Source organism: Mycobacterium sp. E3247 (assembly GCF_001667785.1).
Classification (GTDB): domain Bacteria; phylum Actinomycetota; class Actinomycetes; order Mycobacteriales; family Mycobacteriaceae; genus Mycobacterium.
In genome coordinates, this window is sequence record NZ_LZJG01000059.1 from 1 (window position 1) to 12,038 (window position 12,038).

8 protein-coding genes and 2 pseudogenes are annotated in these 12,038 nt (G+C 69.7%); 8 read left to right on the forward strand and 2 right to left on the reverse strand.

What is annotated here, in order from left to right; translation table 11 throughout:
* Positions 1–179: arabinosyltransferase C-terminal domain-containing protein (locus A9X04_RS30220; RefSeq protein WP_231985651.1), on the reverse strand; the 179-nt coding region annotated here is incomplete at its 3' end.
* Between A9X04_RS30220 and A9X04_RS03070 the strand changes: the two are divergent.
* The 8 genes and pseudogenes from A9X04_RS03070 to A9X04_RS03105 form a co-directional block, all read left to right on the forward strand.
* Positions 168–734 (forward strand): annotated as a pseudogene (locus tag A9X04_RS03070) (arabinosyltransferase C-terminal domain-containing protein); the annotation flags it as partial. The gene A9X04_RS30220 and the pseudogene A9X04_RS03070 sit on opposite strands and share 12 nt — an antisense overlap.
* A 13-nt stretch (positions 735–747) precedes the next feature.
* Positions 748–1,371 (forward strand): maleylpyruvate isomerase family mycothiol-dependent enzyme, encoded by a 624-nt coding sequence (locus tag A9X04_RS03075; RefSeq protein WP_067917637.1) that lies wholly within the window; start codon positions 748–750, stop codon positions 1,369–1,371.
* Positions 1,372–1,440: 69 nt separating this feature from the next.
* Complete coding sequence (locus A9X04_RS03080) at positions 1,441–4,776, forward strand: arabinosyltransferase domain-containing protein (RefSeq protein ID WP_156764196.1); 3,336 nt, start codon at positions 1,441–1,443, stop codon at positions 4,774–4,776.
* Positions 4,773–7,985, forward strand: a complete 3,213-nt coding sequence (locus tag A9X04_RS03085; RefSeq protein WP_067917639.1) for an arabinosyltransferase domain-containing protein — start codon at positions 4,773–4,775, stop codon at positions 7,983–7,985. Before A9X04_RS03080 ends, A9X04_RS03085 begins: the two co-directional genes overlap by 4 nt.
* A 159-nt stretch (positions 7,986–8,144) precedes the next feature.
* Positions 8,145–8,651, forward strand: a complete 507-nt coding sequence (locus A9X04_RS03090; protein WP_067917641.1) for a hypothetical protein — start codon at positions 8,145–8,147, stop codon at positions 8,649–8,651.
* A gap of 123 nt (positions 8,652–8,774) precedes the next feature.
* Complete coding sequence (locus A9X04_RS03095; protein WP_067917644.1) at positions 8,775–9,242, forward strand: hypothetical protein; 468 nt, start codon at positions 8,775–8,777, stop codon at positions 9,240–9,242.
* Positions 9,239–9,688 carry an FHA domain-containing protein gene (locus A9X04_RS03100; RefSeq protein ID WP_082974774.1) on the forward strand — a complete coding sequence of 150 codons (450 nt, stop codon included), beginning with the start codon at positions 9,239–9,241 and terminating at the stop codon, positions 9,686–9,688. The genes A9X04_RS03095 and A9X04_RS03100 overlap by 4 nt, the downstream gene beginning before the upstream one ends.
* A gap of 10 nt (positions 9,689–9,698) precedes the next feature.
* On the forward strand, positions 9,699–11,483 hold the full coding sequence (locus A9X04_RS03105) for an acyl-CoA dehydrogenase family protein (protein ID WP_067917645.1): 1,785 nt from the start codon (positions 9,699–9,701) through the stop codon (positions 11,481–11,483).
* Here the strand turns inward: A9X04_RS03105 and A9X04_RS30785 are convergent.
* A pseudogene (locus A9X04_RS30785) lies at positions 11,476–12,038 on the reverse strand (short-chain dehydrogenase); the annotation flags it as partial. The gene A9X04_RS03105 and the pseudogene A9X04_RS30785 sit on opposite strands and share 8 nt — an antisense overlap.

The following is a 12,038-nucleotide window of genomic DNA, read 5'->3' on the forward strand; positions in this document are numbered from 1 at the left end:
GGCAGCCGCAGGTTGCGCCACGCCGGCGACGCCCCCACGTCGGCGAACTGGAACGACCCGCCGGGGTGCCCGCCCGCCGCTTCGTCGTCGGTCGCCCACTGGACCTGAACCTCGCGGGGGTCGAAACGGCCGGCCGCGCTCACCACCAGCAGCGGCCGCGCGCCGTCGCGGGCGGGCACCCCGGCGGGTCGTTCCAGTTCGCCGACGTGGGGGCGTCGCCGGCGTGGCGCAACCTGCGGCTGCCGCTGTCGGCCATCCCCGCCAACGCCACCCAGATCCGGTTGGTCGCCGACGACGAAGACCTGGCCCCGCAGCACTGGATCGCGCTCACACCGCCGCGGATTCCGCAGCTGCGCACGCTGCAGGACGTGGTCGGCTCCAAAGACCCGGTGTTCTTGGACTGGCTGGTCGGCCTGGCGTTCCCCTGCCAGCGGCCGTTCGGCCACCAGAACGGCGTCGACGAGACCCCGAAATGGCGCATCCTGCCGGACCGTTTCGGTGCCGAAGCCAACTCGCCGGTGATGGACAACAACGGCGGCGGCCCACTGGGTGTCACCGAGCTGCTGGTGAAGGCGACGACCATGGCCACCTATCTGAAGAACGACTGGTCGCGCGACTGGGGCTCGCTGCAACGGTTGACGCCGTATTACCCCGAGGCCCAGCCCGCCCGGCTGCAGCTGGGGACGGCCACCCGCAGCGGCCTGTGGAATCCCGCGCCGCTGCGCAAGACCTAGGCAGGGGGCGGCGATGACGACCGACCTGATGAGCATGGCCCGCGCCGAGCGGGCCGACCTGGCGGACTTTCTCGCCACGCTGACGCCGCAGCAGTGGGACGCACCCAGCTTGTGCGCGGGCTGGACGGTCAAAGACGTTGTGGCGCACATGATCAGCTACGAAGAGCTCGGCACGCTGGGGCTGCTCGAGCGTTTCGCGAAGGGCCGGATCGTGCGGGCCAACCAGGTGGGCGTCGACGAGTTCGCCCACCTCAGCGCCCAACAGCTGCTCGACTATCTGTGCACTCACCTCCAACCGCGCGGGCTGACAGCGGGTTTCGGCGGAATGATCGCACTCGTCGACGGCACCATCCATCACCAAGACATCCGCCGCGCGCTGGGCCGGCCGCGCGCCGTCCCCGCCGATCGGCTCGAGCGGGTCCTCGCCCTGGTGCCCGGCAACCCCCGGCTCGGCGCCGGCCGCCGGATCCGGGGACTGCGCCTGCGCGCCACCGACGTCGACTGGGAACACGGCCGGGGATCGGAGGTCACCGGGCCCGGCGAGGCGCTCCTCATGGCGATGACCGGACGGACCGCGGCCCTCGCCGACCTCGCCGGCTCCGGGCTGCAGACGCTGGCCGCGCGGCTCGCCCGCTGAGCCTGCGCGGGCCGCCGCACGGCCCCGCGTCCTCAGCGGACCAAGCAGCTTCGCTTACCATCGAGCCTCGTGTCCCCCGACGGTAATCAGCAATCGCAGCGGATCCCACGGTTGGTGGCCGCCGTCGCCGGGATCGTCGGACTGCTGTTGTGCGCACTCGTCCCGCTGCTCCCGGTCCGACAAACCACCGCGACGGTGCTGTGGCCTCAGGGCATCGTGGACGGGCACGTCACCCAGGTCACCGCGCCCCTGGTGTCCGGCGCACCGCGCGCGCTGGACATCTCCGTCCCGTGCGCGGCGATCGCCACCCTGCCCGCCGCCGGCGGCCTGGTGATCTCGACGCTGCCCGCCGGAGGCGTCGACGCCGGCAAGAACGGCCTGTTCGTGCGCGCCGACAAGGACTCGGTGGTGGTCGCATTCCGCGACACCGTCGCCGCCGTGGCGCCGCGGCCCGCCGTCGCCGGCGGTGCCTGCAGCGTGCTGCACGCCTGGGCCGACGCCGGCGGCACGGGAGCGGAGTTCGTCGGCATTCCCGGCGCCTCGGGAAGACTCTCCACGGACAAGAAGCCGCAGGTCGGCGGGATCTTCACCGACCTGAAAGTGCCCGCCCAGCCCGGGCTGTCGGCCCGGGTCGACATCGACACCCGGTTCATCACCTCCCCCACCGCCGTCAAGCTGCTGGCCATGGCCGTGGGCGCCCTGGCCGTCCTGACGGCCGTCATCGCGCTGGCCGCGCTCGACCGGCGCAGCCGCGGCGGGGGCACGCTGGTGAACTGGCGGTCGCCGATCGCTTGGCTCTCCCGTTACCGCCCCCGGGCGCGGTGGAGTTCGTGGCGCCGCGTCGGGATCGCAACCTGGATCGCCGACGCCGGGGTGATCGCGACGCTGCTGCTCTGGCACGTCATCGGCGCCACGTCGTCCGACGACGGCTACAACCTGACCATCGCCCGCGTCGCCCCGAAGGCCGGCTACATCGCCAACTACTACCGCTACTTCGGCGCGACGGACGCGCCGTTCGACTGGTACCTGGGGCTGCTGTCCAGGTTGGCGTCGGTGAGCACCGCCGGCGTGTGGATGCGGTTGCCCGCCACGCTGGCCGGCATCGCCTCCTGGTTGGTGATCAGCCATTGCGTCCTGCGCAGGCTGGGCCCGGGGAGGGGCGGCCTGGCCGCGAACCGGGTGGCGGTCTTCACCGCGGGTGCGGTGTTCCTGGCCGCCTGGTTGCCGTTCAACAACGGGCTGCGGCCCGAGCCGCTGATCGCGCTCGGCGTGTTGACCACCTGGATGCTGGTCGAACGCGCCATCGCGCTGCAACGCCTGGCCCCGGCCGCGGTCGCCATCTTCGTCGCGATGCTCACCGCGACGCTCGCGCCGCAGGGCCTGATCGCCGTCGCCGCGCTGCTGACCGGGTCGAGAGCGATCGCCCAGACGATCCGGCGGCGCAGGGCGACCGACGGGCTCCTTGCACCGCTGGCCGTGCTGGCGGCGTCGCTGTCCCTGATCACCGTCGTGGTCTTCCGCAGTCAGACGCTGGCAGCAGTCGCGGAGTCGGCGCGCATCAAGTACAAGGTCGGGCCGACGATCGCCTGGTACCAGGACTGGCTTCGGTACTACTTCCTCACGGTGGAGTCCAACCCCGACGGGTCCATGTCCAGGCGATTCGCGGTGCTGGTTCTTTTCCTGTGCCTGTTCGGGATGCTGGTCATCCTGCTGCGCCGCGGCGGGGTCCCAGGAGTGGCCAGCGGCCCGGCGTGGCGGTTGATCGGCACGACGGCCCTCGGCCTGTTGCTGTTGACGTTCACCCCCACCAAGTGGGCCGTTCAGTTCGGCGCCTTCGCCGGACTGGCCGGCGCGCTGGGCGCGGTCACCGCGTTCGCGCTCGCCCGGATCGGCCTGCACAACCGACGCAACCTGACGCTGTACGTGACCGCGCTGCTGTTCGTGCTGGCGTGGGCCACCTCCGGCATCAACGGCTGGTTCTACGTCGGCAACTACGGGGTGCCGTGGTACGACATCCAGCCGGTGATCGCGAGCCATCCGGTGACGTCGATGTTCCTGACCTTGTCCATCCTCACCGGGCTGCTGGCCGCATGGCAGCACTTCCGCATGGACTACGCCGGCCACACCGAGGTCGAGGACAACCGGCGCAACCGCGTGCTGGCGTCGACCCCGCTGCTGGTGGTCGCGAGCATCATGGTGGTCGGCGAAGTCGCCTCGCTGACCAAGGGCGCGGTGTTCCGCTACCCGCTTTACACCACCGCCAAGGCCAACCTCGCCGCGATCACTGGGGTTTTTGCGGGGACTACCCCGCAGAGCTGCGCCATGGCCGACGACGTGCTGACCGAGCCCGACCCCAATGCCGGCATGCTGCAGCCTGCGCCCGGGCAGACCTTCGGCCCCGACGGCCCGCTCGGCGGTCTCACCCCGGTCGGCTTCAAACCAGACGGCGTCGGCGATGACCTGAGGTCGTATCCGGTGGTGACCAAGCCTGGCGTGGTGAATTCCGACGCGTCACCCAACAAGCCCAACGCGGCGATGAGCGACTCGGCGGGCACGGCCGGCGGGAGAGGCCCGGCCGGCGTCAACGGCTCGCACGCGGCGCTGCCGTTCGGCCTCGACCCGGCCCGCACCCCGGTGATGGGCAGCTACGGCGAGAACTCGCTGGCCGCCACGGCCACCTCCGCGTGGTATCAGCTGCCCCCGCGCACGCCGGACCGCCCGATCGTCGTGGTGTCGGCGTCCGGCGCGATCTGGTCCTACAAAGAGGACGGCACCTTCACCTACGGGCAGTCGCTGAAATTGCAGTGGGGCGCCACCCGTCCCGACGGCACCACGCAGCCGCTGGGCGAGGTGCAGCCGATCGACATCGGCCCCGAGCCGGCGTGGCGCAATCTCCGGTTCCCGCTGACCTGGGCGCCGCCCGAGGCCAACGTGGCGCGCATCGTCGCCTACGACCCGAACCTGAGTTCGGATCAGTGGTTCGCGTTCACGCCGCCGCGGGTGCCGGTGCTGGAAACCCTGCAGCAGCTGATGGGGTCGCGCACGCCCGTGCTGATGGACATCGCGACGGCGGCGAACTTCCCGTGCCAGCGGCCGTTCTCCGAACACCTCGGCGTTGCCGAACTTCCGCAGTACCGCATCCTGCCCGATCACAAGCAGACAGCGTCGTCGTCGAACGGGTGGGAGGCCAGCGAGGCCGGTGGCCCGTTCCTGGTCACCCAGGCGATGCTGCGTACCTCGACGGTCTCGACGTATCTGCGTGGCGACTGGTATCGCGACTGGGGATCCGTGGAGCAGTACTTCCGGCTGGTGCCGGCTGACCAGGCGCCGGACGCCGTGATCGAACAGGGTGTGATGACAGTGCACGGCTGGAGCCGGCAGGGACCGATTCGGGCACTCCCATGAGCGTGACGACGGCCGGTAAGGACGTGCGGACGACGCGCTGGGTGGCGACCATCGCCGGCCTGATCGGGTTCGTGTTGTCGGTGGCGACCCCGCTGTTACCGGTCGTGCAGACCACCGCGACCCTCAACTGGCCGCAGAACGGCGGACTGAATAGCGTTACCGCGCCGCTGATTTCGCTGACCCCGGTCGACGTCACCGCAACCGTGCCCTGCGCTGCGGTGCGCGCCCTGCCACCCGAGGGCGGCGTGGTGTTGAGCACGGCGCCCAAGAAGGGCAAGGACGCCGCGCTCAACGCGCTGTTCGTCGTCGTCAACGGCAAGCGTGTGGACGTCACCGACCGCAACGTGGTGATCGCCAGCGCGCCTCGCGATCAGGTCGAAGGAGCCGCAGGTGCCCCCGGCTGTTCCAGAATCGAGATCAGCTCGACGAAGGCGGGCGCCTTCGCCACCTTTGTCGGACTGAAGGATTCGGCGGGCAGACCGATCAGCGGCGGTTTCCCGGACCCGAACCTGCGGCCGCAGATCGTGGGGGTGTTCACCGATCTCAGCGGCCCGGCCCCGCCGGGTCTGAAGTTCTCGGCGACCATCGACACCCGCTTCTCCACCACACCGACGACGCTGAAGCTGGCCGCGATGGTGCTGGCGATCGTGTCGACCATCGTCGCGCTGGTCGCGCTGTGGCGCCTCGACCAGTTGGACGGCCACCGCATGCGCCGCCTCATCCCCGCGAACTGGCGCACGTTCACCCTGGCAGACGTCGTGGTGATCTTCGGCTTTGTGCTCTGGCACGTGATCGGAGCGAACTCGTCGGACGACGGCTACATCCTGGGCATGGCCCGGGTCGCCGACCATGCGGGCTACATGTCGAACTACTTCCGCTGGTTCGGCAGCCCCGAGGACCCCTTCGGCTGGTACTACAACTTGCTGGCGCTGATGACCCACGTCAGCGACGCCAGCCTGTGGATGCGGCTGCCCGACCTCATCGCGGGCATTCTGTGCTGGCTGCTGCTCTCGCGTGAGGTGCTCCCCCGGCTGGGTCCGGCCGTGGCCGGCAGCAAGGCCGCGAACTGGGCCGCCGGGATGGTGCTGCTGACCGCATGGATGCCCTTCGACAACGGCCTGCGCCCCGAGCCGATCATCGCCCTCGGTTCGCTGGTCACTTATGTGCTGATCGAGCGCTCGATGCGTTACAGCAGGCTGACGCCCGCCGCGCTGGCGGTCATCACCGCGGCGTTCACGCTCGGCGTCCAGCCCACCGGGTTGATCGCGGTCGCCGCGCTGGTCGCCGGTGGTCGCCCGATCCTGCGCATCCTGGTGCGCCGCCACCGGCTGGTCGGCACGCTGCCCCTGGTGGCCCCGATGCTGGCGGCCGGCACCGTGATCCTGACCGTGGTGTTCGCCGACCAGACGCTGGCAACGGTGTTGGAGGCCACCAGGATTCGCACCGCCATCGGGCCCAGCCAGGCCTGGTACACCGAGAACCTGCGCTACTACTACCTGATCCTGCCCACCGTGGACGGCTCGCTCTCGCGCCGCTTCGGCTTCCTGATCACGGCGCTGTGCCTCTTCACCACCCTGTTCATCATGTTGCGGCGCAAGCGAGTTCCCGGCGTCGCCCGCGGACCGGCCTGGCGTTTGATGGGCGTCATCTTCGGCACCATGTTCTTCCTGATGTTCACCCCGACCAAGTGGGTGCACCATTTCGGCCTGTTCGCGGCGGTGGGCGCCGCGATGGCCGCGCTGACGACGGTGCTGGTGTCGCATGAGGTGCTGCGCTGGTCGCGCAACCGGATGGCGTTCCTGGCGGCGGTGTTGTTCATCCTGGCGCTGTGTTTCGCCACCACCAACGGCTGGTGGTACGTCTCCAGCTACGGCGTGCCGTTCAACAGCAGCATGCCGAAGGTCGGCGGAATCACAATCAGCACAATATTTTTCGCGCTGTTCGCGATCGCCGCGGTGTACGCGGCGTGGCTGCACTTCGCCGACACCGGCCATGGCGAGGGCCGGTTGGCGCGTGCAGCGACGGCGGCGCCCATCCCCATTGCCGCGGGCTTCATGGCGCTGGTGTTCGTCGCGTCCATGGTGGCCGGCATCGTGCGTCAGTACCCCACCTACTCCAACGCCTGGGACAACCTGCGCGAGTTCAGCGGGGGATGCGGGCTGGCCGACGACATTCTCGTCGAGCCCGACAGCAACGCGGGCTTCATGGCGGCCCTGCCCGGCAACTGGGGCCCGCTGGGCCCCCTGGGGGGCGTCAACCCCACCGGCTTCACCCCCAACGGCGTACCGGACCGCACTCTGGCCGAGTCGGTCAAGGAGACGTCAGTGCCGCAGCCCGGCACCGACTACGACTGGGACGCGCCGCTCAAGCTCACGGCGCCGGGCATCAACGGGTCCACCGTGCCGCCGCCCTACGGGCTCAACCCCGATCAGGTTCCGCTGGCCGGCAGCTACACCACCGGCGCGCAGCAGCAGAGCAAGCTGACCTCGGCGTGGTACCAGCTGCCGAAGCCCGACGCCGCGCACCCGCTGGTGGTGGTGACCGCCGCGGGCACCATCTCCGGCAACAGCATCCTGCATCACCACACCAACGGGCAGACCGTGGAATTGGAAATCGGCAGGCCCGGCCCCGGCGGCGCCGTGCTGCCCGCCGGACGGCTGGTGCCCTACGACCTGTACGGCGAGCAGCCGAAGGTATGGCGCAACCTGCGCTTCCCCCGCGCCCAGATCCCCGCCGACGCGGTCGCGGTGCGGGTGGTCGCCGAGGACCTGTCCCTGACGCCGGATGACTGGATCGCGCTGACCCCGCCGCGGGTGCCGGAGCTGCGCTCGTTGCAGGAGTATGTCGGCTCGACACAGCCGGTGCTGATGGACTGGGCGGTCGGGCTGGCCTTCCCGTGCCAGCAGCCGATGCTGCACGTCAACGGCGTCACCGAGATCCCCAAGTTCCGCATCACGCCGGACTACAACGCCAAGAAGCAGGACACCGACACCTGGCAGGACGGCGTGAACGGCGGCCTGCTGGGCATCACCGACCTGCTGCTACGGGCCCACGTGATGTCGACCTACCTGTCCCACGACTGGGGGCGGGACTGGGGATCGCTGCGCAAGTTCGACACCGTCGCCGACGCCACGCCCGCGACGCTCGACCTGGGCACCGCGACCCGCAGCGGGTGGTGGTCCCCGGGACCAATCCGAATTAAGCCCTAGCGGCCTTTATCGGATTCGAGCCGTAATTCGTCAGCCGCCAAATAGAGCGCGGAAATTGACGATCTAGTAATTGTTTGCAAAAAACGTTTGATTTCACCGCGGCCGGGTTAATACCTATTCCGCTGTGATCCACTTCACACCGGAACAATAGGTGGCCCCATGAGCGCGCTGAGAAGGCTGGGAACATGTGCGGCGGTGACCATCGCGGCGAGCGCCCCGGCGGTGACGTTCGAAATCACCGCGGCGGCCGCCGACGGCGGCACCACGGTGGCCCTGGACAACTATTTGCGGCGTTGCGATTTCAGCCGCGTCGGAGTGGCGCCGAAGGTGCCCAGCCCAATGCTCGGCACCGGTTCCGCCCTGATCAATACCTCCGGGTCGAGGGCGGTCGCGGAGGTGCATCTGTACGACGAGCCCGAGCCCGGCACCCACTTCGACGTCGGGCTCATCCAGATGCCGCGACCGGCGTCGAGCACCTGCGGACCGGGCGACCCCGGCACCGCGTTCTCCGGCATGGACATCGACGGGGCGGGCAACGGCACGGCGACCGTGCAAGACACCATTCGGCCCGGCACGACGGGCGTGTGGGTGATTATCGAGCGGCGAAACGGAAACTCGCAGAATCCGGCGGAGTTTTACACCTCCGAGTTCGTCGCACCGGTATAGCCGCCGTCCCGCCATCACTTCGGTCCCGCCGACGCAGGCCAAAAGTCCCTATCTCGGCGCCTCGGTCAAGTGCTCCGATAATGGGGATCGCCGAATGACCGGCGGAGGATGAGAGGCACGGCCATGAACGACTCACCACAATCACAGACCGCGACGCGCTTTTTCTCGCGTGTGCTCGGCCCCTTCCTCGTCATCGTCGACGTGACGGCGGTGGCGCGCGCCTCGGACATGCAGTCGCTGCTGTCGCAGTTCGAGGCGAATTCGATGTGGACCTTCGTGACGGGCGCCTTCATCTTGCTGGTCGGCCTGAGCATCGTTGCCGCGCACCGAAGCTGGAAAGGCGCCGCGGCCGCCATCGTTTCCCTGCTCGGCTGGCTGATCGTGCTGCGCGGGGTGCTGCTGGTGGCCTTTCCCCGGTTCTTCGCGTCGCTGGCGGATGACATGATCGGCGCGCAGGCCTGGTGGATCACGCTCTGCGTGATCTTCGCCCTCGTCGGCCTGTACCTCACCTACGTCGGCTGGGCACCCGCACCGCAGCGGCCGACATCGCAAGCGGCAGCGGCGAATCCGGATCTGCCGCGAGCCGCGTGAGCAACGAAGGATCGCCGCCGCACCGGCCAACCGCGGGGGAGGGCTCGGAGGAGCTGACCGGTGACATGGGCGCCGCCGTAACCGCCGAGTTCGACGCGCCGGTAACCGCCGCTGCCGAAGCGGCGGTCGAGAACAGGCCAGCGTTGAGCCCGGGCTCCGCGATGCTGGTCGTCACGCGCGGGCCCAACACCGGGTCACGGTTCGCCTTGACCCAGCCCGTCATGTCGGCGGGCCGGCACCCGGAAAGCGACATCTACCTCGACGACATCACGGTCAGCCGTCGGCATGCCGAATTCCTCAGCGAGGGCGGCCAATTCCGCATCATCGACGTGGGCAGCATGAACCACACGTATCTCAACCGCGAGGCCGTCGACTCCGCCGTGCTGGCCGACGGCGACGAAATCCAGCTCGGCAGGGTGCGTCTGCTTTTCCTCGCCAACGCGTAGCGTCTGTGCCATGAGCGACTACGCCGTTGAGGCGGTGGATCGGTTGCCCTTCGCCACCGAGGAAAAGGCCCAGCGCTACCGGACCGAGAGCTACCGCGGGGCCGTGGGTCTCAACTGGTACCTCACCGACCCCACCCTGCAGTTCACCATGGCGTACTACCTGCAGCCCGACGAGCTGAGGGTCATAGAGCCGCACCTGGCGCGCATGGGCGAGCTGATGGGCGGACCGATCGCGAGATGGGCCGAGGAGACCGACCGCAACCCGCCCCGGCTCGAGCGGTACGACCGCTGGGGCCACGACATCAGCCAGGTTGTCATGCCGGCCTCCTTCACCCGGTCCAAGCGCGCCGTCCTGGACGCCCAGCAGGCCCTGCGCAACGATGCGCGGGCCGCCAAAGTCAGCTCGGGTCTGGGCCTGTTCGCGTCGAACTATCTACTCAACCAGGCCGATATCGGGATGGGCTGCGCGCTCGGCACGGGCGGCGGCATGGTCCAGTCGCTGGTGGCCGCCTACGCGCCCGCCGACGTACGCGAGCACGTGCTGGCCAAATTCGCCTCCGGCGAGTGGGCGGGCGAGACGGCGCAACTACTGACCGAACGCACCGGCGGCTCGGACCTGGGCGCGTTGGAGACCACCGCGACCCGCGCAGGTGACGCCTGGATTCTCAACGGCTTCAAGTGGTTCGCCTCCAACTGCGCCGGCGAGGCGTTCGTCGTGCTGGCCAAACCGGAGGGAGCGCCCGACTCGACGCGCGGCGTCGCCAACTTCCTGGTGCTGCGCACCCGCCGCGACGGGTCGCGCAACGGGGTGCGGGTGCGCCGCCTCAAGGACAAGCTCGGCACCCGGTCTGTGGCCTCCGGTGAGGTGGAATTCGTTGACGCCGAAGCGTTTCTGCTGTCCGGCGAACCCACCGGGGAGGCGGGCCCGTCTGACGGCAAGGGGCTGGGCCGCATGATGGAGCTGACCAACGCCGCGCGCCTGGGTATCGCCCTGTTCGGGCTCGGCAACGCGCGCCGCGCCCTGGTCGAGTCGCTGTGTTACGCCCGGCGGCGGCACGCGTTCGGCGGCGCGCTCATCGACAAGCCGCTGATGCGGCGCAAGCTGGCCGAGATGATCGTCGATGTCGAAGCCGCGCAGGCAATGGTTTTCGACGGCACCGGCGCCACCAACCACCGCCAGCCGCGCGGCATGCGGCAGCGCATCGCGGTCCCGGTCACCAAGCTCAAGGCCTGCCGGCTCGGGATCACCGCGGCGTCCGATGCCATCGAAATCCATGGCGGCAACGGCTATATCGAGACCTGGCCGGTGGCCCGGCTGCTGCGCGACGCGCAGGTCAACACCATCTGGGAGGGACCCGACAACATCCTCTGCCTGGACGTGCGGCGCGGCATCGAGCAGACCCGCGCGCACGAGGCGTTGCTGGCGCGGCTGCGCGACGCGGTCTCGGTGTCCGACGACGACGACACCACCCGGCTGGTCGCCGGGCGCATCGAGGACCTGGACGCAGCGATCAGCGCCTGGTCCAAACTGGACCGCGACGTGGCCGAGGCGCGGCTCTTCCCGCTGGCCCAATTCATGGGTGACGTCTACGCGGGCGCGCTGCTCACCGAGCAGGCCGCCTGGGAACGCGCGACCCGCGGCGGGGAGCGCAAGGCGCTGGTCGCCCGGCTCCACGCGCAGCGGTATCTCGCCGACCGCGGAGCGCTGCGCGGCATCGACGCCGACCGTGACGAGGCGCTCGAGCGCTTCGACGAACTGGCCGACGGCGCGCTGACGGGTTACGCGCTCACTTGACGGCGTCGAGCAGTTCGGTGGTGGCCTCCCACAGCCGCGCTTCACGCTGACGATCCTGCGCGAACGGTTTCACCTGGCGCTCTTGGGTTTTGACGACGAACGCGCCGTCGCGCAGATGCGCCCACCGGCCGTCGAGCACGATCGATGCCAGCGCGGGGCCAGACCGGCGCGGGGCAGACACCCCAGGGATTCGCTCGATGACGCGCCCCACCCGCTGCATGGCGGGACCATGGGCCCTGCTCAGCCCGGTGCCCGGCATGAATCCCGGCTCGAACACCGTCACGTTGACTCCGTCGGGGGCGCGCCGTTGCAGTTCGTGCGCGTAATACAGGAGGGCGAGTTTCGAGTTGGAATAGGCGATCCCAGATTGCTCGAACGTCGACGGTGTGTCCGCGGGGGTGGGCCGGGCCAGCTCCAGCGGATCGCGCCAGCGCGCCGGCGGGACGCGCAGCCACCGGCGAAACACGTTCTGGTGGTAGGTGTTCGAGCCGACGAGCACCACGCGGGCCGGCACGGAGAACGAGCCCAGCAGGTCCCCGATGAGCTGCGCATGCG

What these genes read in the sequence shown, in the direction of transcription:
- A9X04_RS03095 (WP_067917644.1), top strand. Translation starts at nt 8,775, where the DNA reads ATGAACGACTCACCACAATCACAGACCGCGACGCGCTTTTTCTCGCGT.
- A9X04_RS03085 (WP_067917639.1), top strand. Translation starts at nt 4,773, where the DNA reads ATGAGCGTGACGACGGCCGGTAAGGACGTGCGGACGACGCGCTGGGTG.
- A9X04_RS03075 (WP_067917637.1), top strand. Translation starts at nt 748, where the DNA reads ATGACGACCGACCTGATGAGCATGGCCCGCGCCGAGCGGGCCGACCTG.
- A9X04_RS03090 (WP_067917641.1), top strand. Translation starts at nt 8,145, where the DNA reads ATGAGCGCGCTGAGAAGGCTGGGAACATGTGCGGCGGTGACCATCGCG.
- A9X04_RS03105 (WP_067917645.1), top strand. Translation starts at nt 9,699, where the DNA reads ATGAGCGACTACGCCGTTGAGGCGGTGGATCGGTTGCCCTTCGCCACC.